This window comes from Cryobacterium sp. Sr8 (assembly GCF_004403225.1).
GTDB lineage: Bacteria > Actinomycetota > Actinomycetes > Actinomycetales > Microbacteriaceae > Cryobacterium > Cryobacterium psychrotolerans.
This window is the reverse complement of the sequence record NZ_SOHO01000061.1, coordinates 1-19,828: the sequence shown is the minus strand read 5'-3', so window position 1 is coordinate 19,828 and position 19,828 is coordinate 1. Positions and strand designations below refer to the sequence as shown.

Below are 19,828 nucleotides of genomic sequence, written 5' to 3'. Positions count from 1 at the left end.
GGAGAGGCGGCTGGACCCGCGGTATCTGTCACTGCCGGACAGGGAGAGAATCCGGGACCTGTCGGCCACGGGAGCATCACTCCGTTCCATCGCGCAGACCATGCTGCGGGCACCATCGACGATCAGCCGGGAGCTGCGCCGCAACCAAACCGACACGGGCACGTATGAGCCCTATGCCGCCCACCGCACCGCCGCCGGGCGCCGGCCCCGGCCGAAGGATGTGAAGCTGGTCGCGGGGTCCGGACTGCGCGAATTCGTCCAGAGGAAGCTGCAGATTCGCTGGTCTCCCGAGCAAATCAGTCATGCTCTGATCAAGGACTACCCGGATGATCAGGAGATGCGTGTGTCACCCGAAACGATCTACCAGGCCCTCTACCTCCAGTCGCGCGGTGGCTTGAAGAAGGAGGTCCAGGCGGCGCTGCGTACCGGGCGGGCCCGACGGAAACTCCAGAACACTGGGCAGGTCCGCCGACCGCGGTTCGCTGACCCGATGGTGATGATTGCCGACCGGCCGCCAGAGATCGAGGACCGTGCCGTTCCGGGCCATTGGGAGGGCGACCTCATCACCGGCAGCGCAAACCAGTCCGCGATAGGCACCCTCGTCGAGCGCACCACCCGCTACGTGATGCTCGTGCACCTGCCGGACAGCCATACCGCCGAGGCCGTCCGCGACGGTCTCGTGGCTGCGATCGCGACGCTGCCGGAACACCTGCGCGGGTCGTTGACCTGGGATCAGGGATCGGAGTTGGCGACCCACAAGTCGTTCACCGTGGCCACCGACATGCCGGTGTATTTTTGTGATCCGGCCAGTCCCTGGCAGCGCGGATCGAACGAGAACACAAACGGACTGCTGCGCCAGTACTTCCCCAAGGGCACTGACCTCTCCACTCATGGGTTGGAAGAGCTCGAGCACGTCGCCCAAGAGCTGAACGGCCGACCACGCAAAACGCTCGACTGGGACACGCCCGCGGAGCGCATCCGTGATCTACTGATCCCGGCCTAATCCACCGCAGTGTTGCGACGACCGCTAGAAACCGCCTGCTCATCGAAGCTCCCCAGGTCGCGGGGTTAGATTAGCGGTAGTTTGTGCCCGTTGTCACGCGGCGCAGCNACGGCCGACCACGCAAAACGCTCGACTGGGACACGCCCGCGGAGCGCATCCGTGATCTACTGATCCCGGCCTAATCCACCGCAGTGTTGCGACGACCGCTAGAAACCGCCCCCTTGCCGGGCAGTTCTTTCGGTTGGTCCGACGCCCCCGAGCCTAGGCGTAGGCCGTAGTTGAACTCGTCGAGAAGGCCAGCCCGGCCCGGTCACAGCTGTTCGGGCGAGGCGTTCCAGGGGACTTTGTCCGTGTAGTGGGAGAGGCCTGCTGTTTCGCCGCCGTCGGTGACGAACTCCGCGCCGGTGGAGAAACTCGACTCGTCGCTGGCCAGGAAGAGCACGAGGTTGGCTACCTCGATGGGTTCACCTATGCGGTGCAGCGCGACGTGGTTCTGAGGCAGGTTGAGCCCCTCGGTCATCGGTGTCCTGATGGCCCCGGGATGCACGGAGTTCACGCGAACGTTGTACCTGGCCAGGTCCAGTGCGACGGCCTTGGTGAGGCCTCTCAGGCCGAACTTGGCGGCGGTGTATCCAGGGAGCGCTTCGTATCCCTGCAGTCCGGCCGTTGACGAGATGTTGATGATCGATCCGGCCCCGGACTTCACGATCGCGGGGGTTGCTGCCTTGATGCCGAGGAATGCGCCGGTGAGGTTGATCCCGATGATCGCGTCCCAGGCCTCGACGGTGTACTCCTCGATGGTGCCGAAATTCACAATGCCGGCGTTGTTCACGAGGATGTTGAGGCCGCCGAAGTTGTCGACCGCGGCCGAGACCGCGGCCTGCCAGTTTTCGAGCTTCGTGACGTCGAGGTGGACGAACCGGGCGCTGTCGCCGAGCTCCGCAGCGAGGGCCCGGCCGTCATCGTCGAGGATGTCCCCGATGACGACCTTCGCTCCCTCGTGCACGAGGAGTCGGGCTTGCGCGGCTCCCAGGCCGCGCGCACCGCCGCTGACAAGTGCTGCTTTTCCGCTGACGCGTGCCATGGGGTCTCACTTTCATCGTGTTCACCTGGAGACTGAGCGCATCGACCAGCGGCAGGACGCCATCTCCTCAACCCGAAAACTACACTTGTTTTCGTTCAAGAACGTTCTTGCCGATGCGCTGCGGCAGCCAACATGTTCCAACGGCGTCAGTGCGTCGGGTTCCTTCTTTCTTGAATTTGGTGGCCGGAGTGAACCCGTAAGTTGAGAGCCAGGAAGGCTAGATGTTCGTGTCGACGTATCGCAGGTATTTGTCGGTCGCGGTGAAACGTGCCGGGCCGGCGTGGGGTTCGCGGTGTTCGCTGCGGTCGCGGCATCCGGCCAGGCCGGCACGGAGCTTGAGCGAGTCGAGGGTGGGCCAGAGTGCTCGTTGGTGCCAGCCGACGAGCGCGGAGGAGGCTTTGGCGGAGCGGGTGTCGTAAGCGGCGCCTCGATGGGACGCACGGGCGTCTGCTGGGACAACAGCATGGCGGAATCGTTCTTCTCGATGCTCAAAAACGAGCGCGTCTACCGAACCGTTTACGCGACCAAATCACAAGCTCGAAGCGACGTCATCCGCTACATCGAGGGGTTCTACAACAGCCGACGCCGGCACTCCGCGCTCGGTTACCGGCGGCCTAACGAAGTCCACTATGGTTATCAACAGCCAGACTTGGCAGCGTAGAAGAATCCACTAATTCCGCTGTCCGAAATCCCCGCAGCAGCTCAGTCGTGGCTGAGCACACCCCATCCAGCCGCCGGACCGGCGCCGAAGACCAGGACTCGGTCGCAGTCAATTCCGGCGGAGTGCACCTGAGGTGCATCCTGGGCTCGAGGGACATAGCCCAACCGGTTTACCGCTCCGACCGCCAGGCGCGCATCACCGAGACCAACGTCCACCGCATGAATCCCTGCACCGTTGCCCCCTCCGATCAGACTAGAGGCTCCCAGGTCCGGGCCTGCCTCAATGCCGAAAGACAACGCCCGCGTTGACATCCCCTTTGGTGGGCATCTTTCACGAAAGGACGATCCGTAGGACACGAACCGCAGCAGCACGACCCGCGCCCGGGCTCAGATTCATATCCGCGGCGACCAACTCAGCGCCGTGGGCAGCGTGACTGTTTTCGCCCGCCGACGCTTTCGTCAGGGTCGGAGAAGGTTCAGTTAATGTTGATGGCGAACTGATATGAGTAGAAATTAGTTACGGCCTCAACCGGGGCAGACCCCGCAGGGGAATCAATGCCACACTGAGCGCAATGGCGATCCAGCCCATGCGGAGGTGGGTGTTGAAGAATGTGAAGGCGTTTCCAGTCGCCGGCAGTGCGGCTGCCGGCGAAACAGCCCGGCGCGACCCGGTGATGGATCTCGCGCGGGTGATCTGCCTTGTGCTCGTCGTCGTCGGCCACCTGTTCATGCTCGGCGCATCCGTCACCCGCGGCGACGGGCTGGTCATCGAGCAAACGCTCATGCTCCAGCCGTGGCTCGCGCCCGTCACCTGGATCGCGCAGGTCATGCCGTTGTTCTTCGCGGTCGGCGGCTTCGTCGGCGTGCAGGCCTGGCGCCGGATCGACGCGCGCGGCGGGAGCGCGGCGGAGTTCATCCGGGGGCGCTTCCAGCGCCTGGCCAGGCCGACCGTCCCCCTGTTCGCTTTCCTGTCCGCGGCCATCCTCGTCATGCATCTCACCGGGCTCGACCCCCGCAGCATCGCAGCGATCGCCACGGGGGTCGCGTCGCCGCTGTGGTTCCTCGCCGCGTACACGTTCAGCCAGGCCTACCTGCCCGGGATGGCCTCCCTGCACGCCCGGGCCCCGGTGCGCACGATCACGGGCCTTTTCGTCGGCGCCGTGGTGCTCGACCTGGTTCGCACCATCAGCGGCGTCCCGGAGCTGGGGCTGCTCAACATGATCTTCGTCTGGCTGTTCATCCAGCAGCTGGGCATCTGGGCGGCGGACGGCTGGTTCGCCAGGTCCCGGCCGAGCCTGCTCCTGCTCGCCGCCGCCAGCTACGCCGTGCTCGCCGCGCTGACCGGCCTGGGGCTCTACTCGGCGAACATGATCGATAACCTGAACCCGCCGACGGTCGCGCTGATCCTCCTCGCCGTCGGCCAGTTCTCCCTCCTGATGTTCTTCTACCCGCTCCTCGGCAGGCTCATGCGCACCGGGCCGATGCGGGCCCTGGTCTCCGCCATCGGCGCCCGGTTGATGACCATCTACCTCTGGCACCTGCCCGTGCTCGCGCTCATCGTCGGGCTGTTGCTGCTCACTCCGCTGCCGATGCCGGTACCGGGCAGCGTTGCCTGGTGGTGGACGCGTCCGGTGGTCCTCGCCATCGCCATCGCCGCGCTGATCGCCATCTCCCGCCTGCTCGGCCGGTTCGAGCGGCCGGTCCGGGCGCGCCCCGGCGACCGCCAGGAGGTGAGCGACTGGCGGATCAGCGTGTCGACGGCCCTCATGATCATCCCGCCGTTCACGGTCATGGTGTTCGGCCTGGACCTCGCCATCGCCGTCACGGGCACGGTCTTGCTCGCGATCGCTGTGCGGCTGCAACAGCCGCACAGCTCAGGGAGACGAGCAAAGGTGACGCAGGCGGCCCCCGTCTCCGAGTAGGAGAACAGAGGACACCCGTGTCGAGCGTTTGAGTGAGCTGTCGCTGCCGGCGTCGGTGCCCTTCCCCAGTCCCGAGCTCTCGCCGTGCTCGCCGTCATCGCGTTTGTCCTCAATCGGTACATCATGAGGCGCAGGCCGGTCCGAGTTCCACGTCGAACCCGCGGTGGGCGCTCGACACGGGTGGCCCCCGTCTCCGAGTAGGAGAACAAGGGCCACCCGTCTCGAGCGTTTGAGTCAGCCGTCGCTGTCCGCGCTGGAGCCCTTCCCCGGTCCCGCCCTACGTGATGCTCCTATAGTTGTCAATTAATATTTTGGGTTTCCTTTTGCTCATGGAGCCAGTCCCGGAATTGGCTAGCGAGGTTATCGTCTCGGCTGAGTCCTCGTTCGATTCGGGAGAGGGTGCCAGGCCAGGTGTTGAAGTGTCCTGGAGCCTCGCGGAGGGTGATGTGGAGTTCCTGGCGCGCGGTGCGTAGGTCGGTGATCGAGGGCGCCGCTTGCGGGTTGGTTAGCTGACGGTAGAGCTCCCGGGAAACGTATCGTTTCAGGCAGCGCATGATTTCCTTCTTGGTCTTGCCTTGAGCCGTTCGTCGGGCCGCATATTCTCTCGTCCGGGAGTCGGTCGCGAGGCGTGAGACGACGACGTGGTGGATTGCCGCGTTGGCGGCTCTGTCGCCGCCGCGACTGAGCCGGTGCCGGCTCGTCTTGCCGGATGAGGCTGGAATGGGGGCGACGCCGACAAGGGCCGCGAACTGCGCTTCAGTGGCGATGCGTTCGGGGTTGTCGCCCACCGTGACGAGGAGCTGGCTCGCTACTTCGATGCCAACACCGGGGACGTCCCGCAACAGCGGCGCGCAGTCCCGGAGAATCTCTGCCAGCCCTGCATCGGTGTCAAGAATCTCCCGCTCGAGAAATCGGTATCGGGCGGCGAGTTTCTTCAAAGTGAGGGCCGTTGCGTTGTCAGGGTCCGTGAGGTTTCCCACTGGACGGGAGCGCTCCAACGCCGGGATGAGTTGTGCGCTCGTCAGTGCGCGAAACCGGCTGCGCACTTGCTCGGGAGCGGAGACGAGGATTCCCTTGATCTGGTTGATGGAGATGGTGCGGGCCTTCATCGCTGAGCTGCGAGCGGCGCGGAGGACCCGGAGGCATTCGACGGGGCCGTCCTTGGTCTTCGGCGTCGACGTGCCTCGTTCCGCCAAGACTGATTCAGCTGCTTGGTAGGCGTCCAAAGGATCCGATTTTCCGCGTAGGCGCCGCGCTTGACGGTTGGGTCGGTTGACCTCGTGGACCGGGAGTCCTGCTGTCCGCAGAACTCGACTCAGTTCGGCCCCATAACTGCCGGTTCCTTCGACGCCCACGCCGATGACCAGACCGAAGTGGGTGATGAAGGCGAGGATCTTCCGGTAACCGGATCCGACCGCCAGGAATTCTTCAGCAGCAAGGTGTTTGCCGTGCTCGTCGATGACGGCGACGTAGTGAGTATCGGAGTGCGTGTCGACGCCGACGATGACATTCGGTAGGTCTGTTGCCATGATGAAGTTGCCTTTCCATTGCGTCCATCTGGGTGAAAGATGGGCACGTTGGCCAGGTGGGCAGACAAGACGGAAATGGGAATTCGCTTCAGGCTCCTATAAAGTCATGTCCGCCTGGTCAGCGCACCTTGAGCAGCCTTGAGACCGCGGACAGATCACGTAAAAGACAATCCTCGGAAGGACGTCAGTCAGGGTTAGGGTCACGCAGCCTCAAGACTCTTCTCATCATTACCGTCAGGGTCAGTTGAGGTGACATGAAGCTGAACGCCAACCCGATTCTTGACCGGGACTCATCCTCAACATCGCGCCCTGGACCGTACCGACAAGGTCTTGCTGCCATTCCAGGCCCTCATCGGTTTTGGATCTTCGGCTCCGGTGCCGCGTCGTGAGACCTTGCACGAGCGCGAGCCTTCGCTCGAGACACTGGCTCTCTGGTTGCGAACGCGAGCCCGCGTTCGAGCGGTCCCTTGCCGAGAAAGCGGCGCCAAAGGCTCACGAACACGAGTGATCCGAAGGTCATCCCCAGCAGCAGCGGCCAGCCCGGGTAGTCGATCGTGTGGAAGTTGTCGCGCACACCAACGGCGACGGCGAGGAGGAGGATCTGCAATGTGTACACTGTGAGCGCCATCGATCCGGTGGCGCCGATGGGCCATAACAATGCGCGGAGCACCTGGCCGACGCGACCCCGCTCGCGTGCCGTGAGCCAGAGCAGCGTTCCGATGACCGCGAGCGCGAAACCCCCAGACCCCAGGATTTCGGCAGTGGAACCCGAATGTGCCCGGGCGGTCAGTCCGGGTAGAACGTAAGCCGCGCCGTAGCCCAGCACCGCCGCGAGCACGCCGCCGGCGATCATCCAGAACTGGGTCTTTGCGCGGCCGAGGTCGGAACGGGCCGCGATGAGGCCGACGAGCAGAAACGGCAGGAAAATCAGCGCCGGGTAGTCGCCGGTGAGGAAGTAGCCCCGCACGAGGGCGGCCAGCGGTTGCATCGTGGGTCCGGCTCCGTTGAGGACGGCCGCGAGCATTGGTGCCCCCACCAGCAGGACGGCGGCGCCGAGTCCGAGGGTCCACCGCGGGGCGAACAATACGGGTGCGATCAGCAGAAACATCACTCCGTAGTAGTCGAGGATGACCGCCACTTCGCTGTTCAGGATGTTCAGCATGAATCCGAGGACCAACAGGATGAGCGCACGAAGTATGATGCCGACGACGCGATCCGCTCGTCGGCCGCGCTCCAGCGGCCGTGCTGACCCCGTCATGATTCCGACCGACACACCAGCGAGCGACGCGAACAGAATCGATGACCGGCCGTCGACGAGTAGTTCTCCACCGCCGCGCGGGATCGCGTGCGCGACGAACATCCCTAAGATCGCGAGTCCCCGCGCAATGTCGAGTCCGACCACGCGCGAAGCGTTGGAAGTCAAAACACTAGACGACACTGTGCCTCCAAGTCTCTGCACCGTTTTCGGACAATCAATAGGGAGAGGAACCCGCCGTCACCCGCGGTATGGAACCCAGCTGCTCGCAGGGAAGCTCGAGATCCAGGTCTCCGGCATGGATCCCGGCTTCTAACGCGCGCCACTCGCCTCCGGCGCCGATTCGACGACCTTCGTATCGTCGACTGGCTCACTCGGCCGGGGGAACGCGAGTCGCTTGAGCAGAAGCGCGTTGACGGCGACGATGACGCTTGAGCCGGACATGGAGATGGCGGCGATTTCGGGGCTGAGCATGATGCCCAGCGACGGGTAGAACACGCCGGCGGCGATCGGCAGCGCGATCACGTTGTAGCCGATGGCCCAGCCCAGGTTCTGCCGCATCTTGCGCAGGGTTCCCTTTCCGATGCGCAGGGCCACGGGGACGTCGAGCGGGTCGGACCGCATCAGCACCACGTCCGCCGTCTCGATGGCGACATCCGTTCCGGCGCCGATCGCAATGCCCAGGTCGGCCTGCGCCAGCGCCGGAGCGTCGTTGACGCCGTCGCCGACCATCGCAACGCGCCTTCCAGCTGCCTGCAGTTCGGCGATCTTCGCTGACTTGTCTTCCGGCAGCACTTCCGCCATGACTGTGTCGATCTTCAGCAGGGACGCGATCCGCTGCGCGGTTGCCTCGTTGTCCCCGGTCAACATGACGACCTCGATGCCCGCGTCGTGCAGGGCCGCAACGGCCGCAGCGGCAGACTCACGGACGGCGTCGGCCAAGGCGATGACGCCGGCCGCTTGACCGTCGACGGCAACCAGAACTGCCGTGCGCCCAGTGGCTGCAAGCTCTTCGCGTTGCGCGGCCACCGGGCCGATGTCGATGCCCTGGGCGAGCATGAGCTTGCGATTGCCCACGAACACCTGGCGGCCCGCCACAGTGGCACCGGCCCCGTGGCCGGGAACGTTGCGGAAGTCAGCTGCGGAAAGGGCGGGCGCGCCCCGGGCTTCGGCGTAAGTGACGACGGCGGCGGCCAGCGGATGCTCCGACTCCCTCTCCACGGCGGCGACCAGGGACAGAAGCTCGCCCTCATCGATCCAAAGCGCGATGAAGTCGGTCACTTCCGGCTTGCCCTGGGTCAAGGTCCCGGTTTTGTCCATCACGACGGCATCTATCCGCGCCGCGGTCTCCAGCGCGGTGGCGTTCTTGAACAGGACGCCACGCTTCGCGCCGAGACCCGTGCCCACCATGATGGCCGTCGGCGTGGCCAGACCGAGCGCATCCGGGCAAGTGATGACGACGACGGTGATAGCGAAGAGGATCGCAGTCGGCACGGTTGCGCCGGCCAGCAACCACGCCGCGAACGTGACGCTGCCGCCGATGAGCGCCACGAGCACGAGCCAGAACGCCGCCCGGTCGGCCAGGCGCTGCCCCGGGGCTTTGGAGTTCTGTGCCTCCTGGACGAGTGCCACAATTTGGGCAAGCGCGGTGTCCGCGCCGACTTTGGTGGCACGAACCCGCAGCGTGCCGGTCGTGTTCACCGTGGCGCCGATCACGTCGGAGCCGGCCGCCTTCGCGACGGGGAGACTCTCTCCGGTGACCATGGACTCGTCGATGTCGGATTCTCCGTCCTCTACAACCCCGTCCGTCGGGATCTTGGCACCGGGTCGCACCATCATCAGGTCGCCGGGCATCACCTCGGAGGTCGGGACCTCCACCGGCTCGCCGCCCCGGAACACCAGCGCCATGGCCGGGGCGAGCTCCAGCAGCGTGCGGATGGCGTCGTTCGCGCCGCCCCTGGCGCGCATCTCGAACCAGTGGCCGAGGAGCACGAAGCTGGCCAGTACGGTGGCGGCTTCGTAGAACACCTCGCCGCCGCCGGTCAGGGTGACGACCAGACTGTACAGCCAGCCGGCCCCGACACCGACGGCCACGAGCACCATCATGTCCAGCGTCCGCGCCCTCAGCGCGCGGTACGCCCCGTCGAAGAAGATCCAGGCGGAATAGAAGATGACCGGGAGGGAGAGGATCAGCGCGAAGATGTCGTCCCGGAGGCCGAACGGGGCCGGCACGGTGAATCCAAGGACCTCGCGCCCGATCGGTGACCACAGCGTGATCGGCACGGAAAGGGCTGCCGCGACGATGAACCGGTTGCGCATGTCGCGGATCATGGAGTCCATGGACATTTCGCCGTGGCCGCCGTGGCCGCCGTGGCCCATGGCCTCCTGCGCGGTTCTGGTGACAGGTTGGGCGTGGCCGGCGTGATCGGGATGGGCGGGGACCGGCTCCTCGACAGCGGCTGTCGTGGCCTGTCCAGCGTGTCCCTCGTGCGACACGTGCGTGCCGCTCGCGTGTCCGTCGTGCGATGTGTGCGAGCTGCCGGCCGCCATGGGGTCGCAAATGTGGTTCGGGACGGAGCGACCAGAGCAGTGGTAACCGCAGTCCCGAACCCAGCGCGCGAGGTCTGCAATTGATGTCAACGCTGGGTCAAAGGCGACCGTGGCGGTCTGCGCAACCGGATTTGCCTCCACGCTCAGCACCCCCGGTCGGCGGGAGAGCACGGATTCGGCGACGGCCTTGGACGAAGCCCAGTTGACGCCTTTCACCTCGATAACTGCGGTTTCAATCTGCTGACTCATACGAACTGGTCCTCTCTGGAATGCGATGTCGTGGGCCTTCGACGCGCGGCCGCGCCGAACCCTTAACCGGTCTGGAACCCGGATCCGATGCTTGCGCCCGGACTGGTGGCAGGATTTTAGACGCGGCTGACGGACAGCTCAACGCGCGAAACCGGGTGCGTTTTTTGCGACGCGAACACGGGGCGAGCCTCGCCCGCAGCGTCATCGATACGACCCAGGTCATTCGGCTCGTTCTGCCGAGGGAGGGAAGGCATCATGAGCGCGGGTGTGCTGGCGGGCGCACACGAAACAGTCGATTCACCGTCTGGGCAGTGGATCTGGCAATCCGGGCAAGATGTCTGCGTGGTCTCACCGGCGACGCTGGCGAGCGACTCCGAGTCCAGCGGCCCGGCCGAGGCGCTTGTATGTGACGTTCCTGGCGCATCATCGCCCTGGCCGTGCAGCGTATGCAGACCGAGAAAGAGTGAGACAACGGCAGCCAGGATCACGGCCACTGAGACCGCCGCGGGCGTCTTCGCAAGCTGGCTCGAGCGTAGCATGTCGATCACTGCGTCGCACCTCCAAACGGCGTTGCATCTGCCTCTCTGAGTCGCTGGTCCGAGCATATCGACGAATGGGCAATCCGGCCGATTATGTGCGCTTCACCGCGTGGTTGACGATCGAGGGGTGGTGGCGCGTCGCGTCGTGGCCGCCCAGCTCCTTGAGTGCGACATACATGTCGACCTCTGGATCCTTGACGTCGACGACCATTGTTCGGCGAAGCAATTCATGGCGATGGTGGACATGACGGGTCCTCTCGACCACTCAGTACATGCAGGTTGTTCATGGCCGTTTCCGCAACCCCCGCACGAGCGGCGCCTTCCCGAGGGCGGTGCGCTCGACGGCGTCGACCACTCGCACGTCGACGTCGGTTCCGACGGCTCCCGCTGATTTCAGGGCTGCCTCCACGCCGGCGCGAACCTGCTCAACCGATGCCGAAGCGGCAAGGCCGGCCAGCAGGACCCGCAGGGATGCCGGCTCCTGGATGACCTGCCATCCCGCGATCGTTGCCTCGTCCAGGACGTTGTGGAAAACGTTTGGGTGGATGCTCACCTCGCCTGTGATCCCGGGCAGCAGCAGAACATCCTCAACGCGTCCTTCAATTCCAGCCAGAAGGGCGAATAAACGACCGCACGGGCAGCCTCGGCCGTCGATACCGACGCTGTCGGACATTTCATAGCGGATCAATGGCAGTGTGCGGGAGAACAAGACGGTGACCAGGATCCTGGCGCCGATTGTCCCGGGCGGAACCGGCCGGCCGGCCTGGTCCACGGGTTCGACAATCACCAGGTCCTCGTAGATGTGGCTGTTGTGGAACACGCATGGCGACGCGATGCCTGCCGTCTCGGTGGCGGCGTAGACGTCGAAGGGTGCCGACCCCCACGCTGCCCGCATTTCGGCGGCCGCGTGCTCGCTCAGCACCTCAGACGCAGACACTACCGACTGCGGCGAAATACGCAAGCGGCCTGCGCGCTGCTCCGCTGCCAGAGGCTTGAGGGCCGACGCGTAGCCAACCAAGAGCCGAGGCCGGAAGGCGTTCAGGTCGGCGACGATCTCCGCCGCAGGACTTGTCGCGTCCAATCGGAGCGTCGGCACCAGCCGGGATCGCAAGGAGGCCCCGACCACCGCCGACTGATGCGTCGGCGTGCGGGAGCTCACCACAGCGACCCGCAGCGGATGGGTCAATCCGGCCGGCACTCCCGCCCAGTCGTTGGCCCTGGCGTACGAGGCGAGCACCGTGGCCCATTCGCGCCGATTCCAGATGAAGATGCCTCGCCGCCCGGTCGTGCCCGCCGTGGCCGCTGCCCACCAGCGACCGCGCCAGGGGCGCCCGGGGTCGGCGCCGCTCGCCACCAGGTTCCGCAGATGCTCTTCCACGTCTGCCAGCAGCAGCCCGGGGTCGGTCACGGCCTGGTCGAAGTGTCTCATCAGGTCTGCTTTCGTCACCGGAGGCAGTTGGGACAACGGCGCGTCAAACAACCCGGCGTGGTGCTGCCGATAGAACTCGGAGCCGGCGTATGCCGCCTGGCGAAGATCCCGCAAAGCCCGTGCCTGATGTGCCTCGATCTGGCGGGTACTCCAGCGATCCCGGCCCTTCCAGCGTGCCCGAAGGAAAAGAAGCTCAGACAAGAGCCGAATATCCATGCGTAATCCCTGTCGCAAACGAAACGGTATGGCCTGATCCGGGCTCATGATATCCCTATACGCGGATACCCACCAGGGGTATCATGGGTGTGACAGGTCGACGTGCCTGCGGAATGAGGAGCTCGCCATGATGTGGGGATACGGTTGGGATATGGGCTGGTCGTGGCTGTTTGGGCTGCTGATGCTGGTCGGGATTGTGCTGCTTGTCGTGCTTGCTGTGCGCGTGTTCGGCGGCAGCAGCAGCCGGGGTGGAGGTCCTGGCGCAACTGGACCGACACCTGGCCCGAGCCGGGCTCGTCAGATTCTTGACGAACGCTACGCCAAAGGCGAGCTGACCGTCGAGCAGTACCGGGAACAGGTCCAGGTGCTCGGCGAGAACCCCTAGTGGAGCCGATCAGTCGCCGCGGCGCCTTGACGCTCGGCGGGCTGGGGTTGGCGGGCACCGTGGTTGGTGGCGCGGGTCTGCTGTGGACGTCGTCATTGGCAGATACCGCGCAGCCGCAGCCGGGAGAAGAACTCGTGGAGCCATCAGAACTGCGCAGCGCGAACGGCCGGTTGCAGCTTCGCTTGGACGCGGCCCTCGGCACGGTGCAGATCGGCGGGCGCAGCGCCAGCGCCCTGAGCTTCAATGGCGGTATCCCAGGACCAACCCTCCGACTTAAGGCGGGGGAGCGGCTTGGCGTGACCCTGCACAATGGTCTCGACGACCCCACGAACCTGCACGTGCACGGCCTGCATGTCTCGCCCGAGGGCAACGGCGACAATCCGTTCGTGATGATCGAGCCGGGCGAATCCTTCGACTACGAGTACCAGCTGCCGGCGAACCATCCGCCGGGCTTGTACTGGTACCACCCCCACCACCACGGTTTCGTCGCCGATCAGATCTTCGGCGGCCTTTACGGGGCGATCATCGTCGATGATCCCGAACCGATTGAGGCGGCCCGGGAACGGGTCCTCGTGATCTCGGACATCACCCTGGACGGGCTGGGGCGCATCCCGGCCGTCTCTCAGATGGAGCAGATGCTGGGCCGGGAGGGCCAACTCGTGCTCGTCAATGGCCAGGTGAATCCCAGACTGAGTGCTATCCCTGGTGAGCGGGAACGGTGGCGGATTGTCAACGCTTGCGTGTCCCGGTATCTCCGGCTTCGGCTCGACGGGCAGCGGATGCGGCTGCTCGGCATTGACTCCGGCCGGTTCGGCGCCCCCGAAACCGTGGACGAGATCGTTCTCGCGCCCGGCAATCGGGCGGACCTGCTGGTCACGATGGCCGACGGCACGGCGGTGCTCGAGACGCTGCCATACGACCGGGGCGGCCCCGGGGGGATGATGGGCGGAGGCGAACGGCCGCGCTCCGGCACGTCGACCGGTCGCGTCTCGCTGGCGACCCTGACCGTGGCTGGCGAGGAGGTCGCAGCGCCGCCAACGGTGCCGGCCCAGCCGGCGCCCCGGGACCTCCGTGGCAGAGCCGTCACGGCCCGCCGCGAACTCACCTTTGCCATGGGAATGGGCGGAATGATGGGCGGGGGTGGCGGCATGATGAGCTTCACCATTAACGGCCGGGAATTCGACGGGGACCGGGTGGACACCACGGTCGAAGCGGGCAGCGTCGAGGAATGGACCCTGAGAAACACCAGTCCGATGGATCACCCGGTGCACCTGCACGTGTGGCCGATGCAGATCGTGGAGTCCGATGGTCGCGCCCCCGACACCGCGATCTGGCAGGACGTTGTCAACGTGCCGGCGCGCGGCCAGATCCGGGTGCGGATCGCCTTCGACGACTTCGCGGGACGCTCCGTCTACCACTGCCACATCCTCGACCACGAGGACAACGGCATGATGGGCGTCATCGAGGTGCGCTAGAGCTGGTGTCGTGAGATCCAATTCGATCCGAACGCCAGTATCGAGCCGATCATCACCGCGGTCGCAAATTCGAACGCCCAACAGAAACTTGAGCAAATGTCGGGTTAAACACCGTTCACTCAGGCTTAGGACGTAGCCTCGGTGCTTATGCACTTGGCGTCATGATGACTTCCTTGTCGCAATTTAGGGCTCCTTACTCACTTGTGAGTGCCGTTTCCCCGGACCTGGTCCCGGCTGGAACGCCCTCGCTCGAGTGTCCTACCGCCCCGCGCGCTCCGCCGCGATAACGAGAGTTGAATCATGCGTCCCTTCAAGCTGTGTCCGCTTTGCCCTGCGCCGAGAGGCGCCCTTGAATAGCCGCACCAATGGGGCGCTGTCAATTGACGAGCCCCGCGATGCATCGCTTCCAACCGAGGGCAGGGTGAGGACGTCCATGCGGCGCAACCTCATCGGGCCGGTCGCTATGGCTTTCGTTGCCCTCCTCGCCGTCACTGGTTCCGTACCGGCATACGCGGTGGCACCGGACGCGCATTCCAGTCCAGAGCAGAACGTACCGATGTCCACGCCGGCCCAGAGCCTGCAGGTCAGTCCGGCTGCAACGATCACAATCCAGCGAGACGGCTACACCTCCGCCGCGGCTCCAAAACCGAAGCCGAAGCCCAAGCCCGTCGCGCAAGTCCAAGCCACCAGCGTCGCCGTCGGAACCGGCCAAGGCTGGTTGCTGCCGGTATCAGGCCGGATCAGCTCTGCCTTCGGCCCGCGCCCCAACGCGCCGGTCGCCGGTGTCAGCTCATTCCACAAGGGCGCCGACATCGCCGCGCCGTGTGGCCAGCCCGTGCGCGCGGCACAAGCGGGAACCGTCATCGAGGCCGGATATCAGGGCAGTTACGGCAACTGGGTCCTGATCGATCACGGCAACGGAATCCAGACCGGTTACGCCCATAGCAGCCAGAACCTTGTGGTCAAGGGCCAGCGAGTCGCCGCTGGCGCCACCGTCGCCCTCGTCGGATCGACCGGCGCGTCGTCAGGTTGTCACGTGCACTTCGAAACCCGTGTTGGCGGCGCCCAAGTTGATCCGGTGCCGTTCATGAGCTCGTGGGGCATCAGGCTCGGCTAAGAGCGAGGACCTCCGCCAGGTAATCGCCACGAGGCGAACGACCTCGTCAACGGTCGAAGTAGTCGCGCATTAGGCTGGACGCATGAGCCAGACGGCGAGTTGGCGGGGCAGGACTTCCCGCCCGACGGGCTCGAAGGCGACCGACCTGAGTCACCAGTTGACTCCGCCCACAGGGCATATCGTGCAGCTCGATGTCGGCTGAGATTTCTCGCTCTACCCGCCGATCGGGCAAGCGATTCGTGAGGCTATTTTCCGGCACGGTCGCCATCCTCGCCGTCGTGGTCGGCGCTCTGACGGCGGCGAATTTCACGCAGGGGCCGCGCCTCACTTCCGCCGAGATCAACCTCGAGGGGGCTGTAGCGCGAAGCGGCCAGCGTCTGTTACTGCAGACCAACCAACCAGCCGCTCGTGTCCGTGGACGAGAAGCAGGTGACGGTCGAACCGAAAACGGATGTCACTGCGACCGTCGCTGACTCCGCGATCACGATCCAGTTCGCGGGCATCCTCCGCTACAACACCACGTACACGGTTAAGGTCCGCGGAGTCCAGGGGACATCCCAGGACGCCACGTCAACACTGGAGCATTCGTTCACCACTCCGGACAGCGACATCTACTCGCTGCAGCGCGACGTGCGCGTTGACGACGCCGGCTTGAAGCTGCCGGACACCATCCGACGGACGACGATCCTGGGCCGCGGCTCCGGGGAGGCTGTCTTCAGTGCGCCACGAATCCAGGAGTACGGCGTCCTCTCGGACGCTCTGGCAGTGGTTACCATCGGCGAGGACGAGACGACTTCCCTGGAGATCGGCTCGCTGTCCGGCGCGGAGCAGGTACAGGTTCCCTTGCCGACGGAAGGGATCGTGAAGCGGCTGCGCACGGCCGCGTCGGAGAACCTCATCGCCTACACCTTCACGAGTTCCCCGACAGCTCCCGGGCCCAAGTACCGGGATACCCCGTTCATCTTCGATTTGGCCGCCGGTTCCGGCATCCCCACGGAGGTGGCGGGGCTCGACGGGCGGCCGATGTCAGTGGTGGATCTGGACTTTATACCTGGCACGACCTCGCTCGTGGTCCAGGCGGAGGATGAAAACGTGTTCCTCCTCGATGCTCTGAAGGAGGGCAAGGAGAGTACCCTCACTCCCCTCGGGCAGCATTCGGAGATCCGCGGATTCATCCCCGGGACCAAGGAGCTCGTGGTCGCCGATCCGACGCAGGGCGCGACCATCGACCTCACGGATGGCACGGTGACGGTGCTTGACCTTGCCGAGAGCGTCCTCAGCGACACGGCGTACCCGGGCCAGCTCGTCCTCCTGGATGGCCAGGGTCGGTATGCACGGCAATTCGATCAGGAGTCGACAGACACCACGGAGATGATCTCTGCGATCACGTTAACTGACGACAACGCCTCGAAGATCGTCTACCAAACGGCATCGGAGTCTTCCCGCGTCCGTAACTTCTGCGTTTCTCCGAACGGACAATTTCTCGCTGCGGAGATCTTCTCCACGGATGGTAAGAGCGACTCCTACCCCAATCTCCCGGCCACCACCGGTTTGACGATCGTCCTGATTGACCTGGAAACGGGTGCAAGCAACCGCAGCATCTCCGGGTTCCTCCCCGGCTGGTGCCGGTGACTCCCGGCCGGCGCCGGAAACTCACATACGATGTGCATATGAGCCAGACCCTCACCGTTCGGCGCGGGCCCGCTCTCCGGTTGACGCTGGGGCTCACCATCCTGGCCGCGCTCATCCTCACTCGAATCGTGTCCCAGCCCACGGGCGAAGCGGGGATGGCGGACGCCGTGCGCGACTTCGTCACACTGTCGATCAGCGTGGTCATCGAGTCCCTCCCGTTTGTGTTCCTCGGCATCATGCTCTCGATCGTGGTTCAGGTCTGGCTCCCGGAGGGGTACCTGCTCCGCCGCCTGCCCCGGAATCCGGTGGCGCGCCGGGTTGTCCTCTCGCTGCTCGGGATGCTGCTGCCGGTCTGCGAATGCGGCAACGTCCCCCTCGCCCGGGGGCTGATGGCCAGGGCCTGACGGTTGCCGAGTCGATGACGTTTCTCTTTGCGGCGCCGATTCTCAACCCCGTGACGATCATCACCACCTACCAGGCGTTCGGCTGGGATGACGGAATCCTGGTGTCGCGCATCCTGGGTGGGTTCCTCATCGCGAACCTCGTGGGTTGGATTTACAGTCGGCACCCCCGGCCTGAGTCCTTGCTTACGCCCCGGTTCCAGGACACCTGCGCCCTGGGCGACCATCACCGCCAGCCGACCGGAAAGATGCGGCGCAGCGCGGTCCTGTTCACGCAGGAAACCAGCGCCATGTTGCCTGCGCTGTTTGTCGGCGCCGGCATCGCGGGGCTGATCCAGGTCGGCGTTTCCCGCGATGTGCTCGTCGCTATGGGAGGCAATCCGGTCTGGTCAGTGCTCGCACTGATGGTGCTCGCATTCGTCATTGCGATCTGTTCCAACGTGGACGCTTTCTTCATCCTCTCGTTCGGCGGCACGTTCATGCCGGGCGCGATCGTGGCGTTCCTTGTTTTCGGGCCGATGATCGACGTGAAGATGGTCGCCCTCCTGCGCACCACCTTCACCGCGAAAACTCTCCTGCAAGTCACGCTCGTGATCGGGCTGTGTTCTGCAGCCCTTGGATTGGCGGTCAATTTCCTTGTTTAGACGACTCGTGAACCAGTGGCAGGGCGTTCTGCTCAGCCTCGTCGGCCATCATCGCCACGGTCTGGCTGGGAATCACCGGGCAACTCGGGCTGTACATCCACCCGCGATACTTCGTTTTCACGATCATCATGGCTATCATCGCCGCAGTCCTTGTCGTGCTGGCTTTCGCCGTCGTTCCCCGTCCGTCAGACGAGGAAGCAATCCTGGACACCGGTGGACGGTGGGGGAGATGGCTCTGGTCCGCGGGGAGCGTCCTGATCATCGTTACGGCCGTGGTCGGGCTCCTGGTCCTTCCGCCATCGACGCTGACCTCGGCAACGGTCAAGCAGCGCGATCTTAACGGATCGGCGTCGACGCTCACCCAGGCAGAGGCGAGCGGTTTGATCGGCGGCGACTACGCGGCGTTCACCGTGCGGGACTGGTCGTCGTTGCTCCGACAGGGCGCCGGCGAGGACTTCTTCGCCGACAAAACGGCGACGGTGACGGGATTCGTCACCCCGGACAAGAGTGACCCCGAGAACGTGTTTTTCGTCGCCCGCTTCTTCGTGAGCTGCTGTGCCGTGGATGCCCAACCCATCGGCATCCCCGTGTACTACCCGGGGTGGCAGGACGAATTCACCACAGACAGCTGGGTCACCATCAGCAGCGGCTTCGAGACGAACCCGAGTGCGATCAGCGAGGAGCTGATCGTGCTCGTCCCCGACGCGATCACACCCACAGAGCGGCCCGCGGAGCCTTACGTCTACTAAGGGCGCCTGAGTTCCTGCCCCTCACGACCAGGTAGGTCGAGGGCCGCTCGCCGAGCCCCGAGAGGGGCGAACAGGGACCCGCAAGCCGGGCACCGAAGCCGCAGGTCTTGCGGGCGTGTTCCGCCACGCGATTCCAGGTATCTCGCGACTGAATACTGCCGTTTTACTGCACGCCCGGAAGCGCGGCCCGCGGGCATCGCGCTGGCGGCACAGCGCAGATCATTCCACTTACGGCCGCGAATCGAACCCCAAGGATTTTCGAGCCCGTCGAGCCCGTCGAGCCCGTGTCTCGGGCGAGAGGACTATCGCCTCTCGCGTTGTCACTTGCCGAGACTCAACGGCCGCTCGAGGACGGCGAGGTGAGCGTCTCTTGGGCCTCGTCAGTTGTCGCCGCTGTCGTCCACGCCCGGGCGGCGACGATCCCGGCGAGCACGGCGATGGCGGCCAGGATGAGGGCGGTCGGGGCGAGCCCGAGCGTCGCGCCGAGGATCCCGGCGAGCGGGTAGGTGGCGATGAAGCAGGCATGGGAGAGCGAGAACTGGGCGGCGAAGACCGCAGGCCGGTTGGTGTCGTCGGAGTGGCGTCGGAGGAGCCGGGCCGACGGTGTCAGGATCAGTGCCGTCGCGGCGCCGAGCACGAACCAGACCGTCAGCACGCCCGGCCAGGTGGCTGGGGAACCAGGCGCCAGGGTGAGGAGCGCAACGGCGATGAGCCCGACCGGGAGGATGGCGCTTCCGATCAGCATCACGCGCCGATCTGGAAACCGATCCAGCACGTGCGGCAGGGCGAGGGCGACGATCATGGAGCCCAATCCGTAGCAGGCGAGGGTAATCGCGAAGTCGACCTGGCTGCGTCCGAGGCTGTTCTGCACGAGGATGATGGTGTTGACGATCACCATCGCGGTGGACGCGGCGACGACGAGGTTCATCGCCAGCAGCGCCCGGAGCGGCGGGGTGCGCCAGAACACGCGCACCCCCCGAGTGAGCCGG

The 19,828-nt window shown here is 65.2% G+C and carries 15 protein-coding genes and 2 pseudogenes; 9 read left to right on the top strand and 8 right to left on the bottom strand.

The annotated features are described in order from the left end of the window. The coding region (locus E3T54_RS12715; protein WP_206751265.1) for an IS30 family transposase at positions 1-1,003 on the top strand (1,003 nt) is incomplete at its 5' end. Between the two features lie 310 nt (positions 1,004-1,313). Here E3T54_RS12715 and E3T54_RS12710 read toward each other — a convergent pair. After that, positions 1,314-2,087 carry an SDR family oxidoreductase gene (locus tag E3T54_RS12710; protein WP_134476011.1) on the bottom strand — a complete coding sequence of 258 codons (774 nt, stop codon included), beginning with the start codon at positions 2,085-2,087 and terminating at the stop codon, positions 1,314-1,316. Between the two features lie 427 nt (positions 2,088-2,514). Between E3T54_RS12710 and E3T54_RS12705 the strand changes: the two are divergent. Next, positions 2,515-2,748 (top strand): annotated as a pseudogene (locus E3T54_RS12705) (integrase core domain-containing protein); the annotation flags it as partial. A 571-nt stretch (positions 2,749-3,319) separates the two neighbouring features. After that, a complete protein-coding gene (locus E3T54_RS12700; RefSeq protein ID WP_134476010.1) occupies positions 3,320-4,669 on the top strand; it encodes an acyltransferase in 1,350 nt (449 codons plus the stop codon). 299 nt (positions 4,670-4,968) lie between these two features. Here the strand turns inward: E3T54_RS12700 and E3T54_RS12695 are convergent, their stop codons facing one another. The 6 genes from E3T54_RS12695 to E3T54_RS12675 all read right to left on the bottom strand — a co-directional run bounded on the left by E3T54_RS12695 (position 4,969) and on the right by E3T54_RS12675 (position 12,220). Continuing rightward, positions 4,969-6,198 carry an IS110 family transposase gene (locus E3T54_RS12695; RefSeq protein ID WP_134476009.1) on the bottom strand — a complete coding sequence of 410 codons (1,230 nt, stop codon included), beginning with the start codon at positions 6,196-6,198 and terminating at the stop codon, positions 4,969-4,971. Positions 6,199-6,547: 349 nt separating this feature from the next. Continuing rightward, positions 6,548-7,456, bottom strand: a complete 909-nt coding sequence (locus E3T54_RS12690) for a DUF418 domain-containing protein (protein WP_166804918.1) — start codon at positions 7,454-7,456, stop codon at positions 6,548-6,550. Positions 7,457-7,765: 309 nt separating this feature from the next. Beyond that, positions 7,766-10,252 (bottom strand): heavy metal translocating P-type ATPase, encoded by a 2,487-nt coding sequence (locus E3T54_RS12685; protein ID WP_134476007.1) that lies wholly within the window; start codon positions 10,250-10,252, stop codon positions 7,766-7,768. 116 nt (positions 10,253-10,368) lie between these two features. Beyond that, the gene (locus E3T54_RS12680; protein ID WP_134476006.1) at positions 10,369-10,800 is read right to left on the bottom strand and encodes a hypothetical protein; all 432 of its coding nucleotides are present in this window, start codon (positions 10,798-10,800) and stop codon (positions 10,369-10,371) included. Between the two features lie 82 nt (positions 10,801-10,882). After that, positions 10,883-11,017 carry a hypothetical protein gene (locus tag E3T54_RS17585; RefSeq protein WP_255452881.1) on the bottom strand — a complete coding sequence of 45 codons (135 nt, stop codon included), beginning with the start codon at positions 11,015-11,017 and terminating at the stop codon, positions 10,883-10,885. A gap of 57 nt (positions 11,018-11,074) precedes the next feature. Beyond that, a complete protein-coding gene (locus E3T54_RS12675; protein WP_241977214.1) occupies positions 11,075-12,220 on the bottom strand; it encodes a phenylacetate--CoA ligase family protein in 1,146 nt (381 codons plus the stop codon). 343 nt (positions 12,221-12,563) lie between these two features. On the opposite strand from E3T54_RS12675, the gene E3T54_RS12670 reads away from it, so the two are divergent. The 6 genes and pseudogenes from E3T54_RS12670 to E3T54_RS12645 all read left to right on the top strand — a co-directional run bounded on the left by E3T54_RS12670 (position 12,564) and on the right by E3T54_RS12645 (position 18,839). Continuing rightward, entirely contained in the window at positions 12,564-12,821 is a 258-nt protein-coding gene (locus E3T54_RS12670; RefSeq protein ID WP_134476004.1) for an SHOCT domain-containing protein, read from the top strand. Continuing rightward, a complete protein-coding gene (locus E3T54_RS12665) occupies positions 12,821-14,296 on the top strand; it encodes a multicopper oxidase family protein (RefSeq protein ID WP_134476003.1) in 1,476 nt (491 codons plus the stop codon). Before E3T54_RS12670 ends, E3T54_RS12665 begins: the two co-directional genes overlap by 1 nt. A gap of 433 nt (positions 14,297-14,729) precedes the next feature. After that, positions 14,730-15,413 carry a M23 family metallopeptidase gene (locus E3T54_RS12660; RefSeq protein ID WP_134476002.1) on the top strand — a complete coding sequence of 228 codons (684 nt, stop codon included), beginning with the start codon at positions 14,730-14,732 and terminating at the stop codon, positions 15,411-15,413. 408 nt (positions 15,414-15,821) lie between these two features. Next, entirely contained in the window at positions 15,822-17,045 is a 1,224-nt protein-coding gene (locus E3T54_RS12655) for a hypothetical protein (RefSeq protein ID WP_134476001.1), read from the top strand. A gap of 38 nt (positions 17,046-17,083) precedes the next feature. Next, positions 17,084-18,090: pseudogene (locus tag E3T54_RS17745) on the top strand (permease). A gap of 47 nt (positions 18,091-18,137) precedes the next feature. Next, positions 18,138-18,839 carry a TIGR03943 family protein gene (locus E3T54_RS12645; protein WP_198414492.1) on the top strand — a complete coding sequence of 234 codons (702 nt, stop codon included), beginning with the start codon at positions 18,138-18,140 and terminating at the stop codon, positions 18,837-18,839. A 334-nt stretch (positions 18,840-19,173) separates the two neighbouring features. Here E3T54_RS12645 and E3T54_RS12640 read toward each other — a convergent pair. Beyond that, a partial coding sequence (locus E3T54_RS12640; RefSeq protein WP_134476000.1) for an MFS transporter occupies positions 19,174-19,828 on the bottom strand: 655 nt, incomplete at its 5' end.

What these genes read in the sequence shown, in the direction of transcription:
- E3T54_RS12710 (WP_134476011.1), bottom strand. Translation starts at nt 2,087, where the DNA reads ATGGCACGCGTCAGCGGAAAAGCAGCACTTGTCAGCGGCGGTGCGCGC.
- E3T54_RS12700 (WP_134476010.1), top strand. Translation starts at nt 3,320, where the DNA reads ATGGCGATCCAGCCCATGCGGAGGTGGGTGTTGAAGAATGTGAAGGCG.
- E3T54_RS12695 (WP_134476009.1), bottom strand. Translation starts at nt 6,198, where the DNA reads ATGGCAACAGACCTACCGAATGTCATCGTCGGCGTCGACACGCACTCC.
- E3T54_RS12690 (WP_166804918.1), bottom strand. Translation starts at nt 7,456, where the DNA reads ATGACGGGGTCAGCACGGCCGCTGGAGCGCGGCCGACGAGCGGATCGC.
- E3T54_RS12685 (WP_134476007.1), bottom strand. Translation starts at nt 10,252, where the DNA reads ATGAGTCAGCAGATTGAAACCGCAGTTATCGAGGTGAAAGGCGTCAAC.
- E3T54_RS12675 (WP_241977214.1), bottom strand. Translation starts at nt 12,220, where the DNA reads ATGAGACACTTCGACCAGGCCGTGACCGACCCCGGGCTGCTGCTGGCA.
- E3T54_RS12670 (WP_134476004.1), top strand. Translation starts at nt 12,564, where the DNA reads ATGATGTGGGGATACGGTTGGGATATGGGCTGGTCGTGGCTGTTTGGG.
- E3T54_RS12660 (WP_134476002.1), top strand. Translation starts at nt 14,730, where the DNA reads ATGCGGCGCAACCTCATCGGGCCGGTCGCTATGGCTTTCGTTGCCCTC.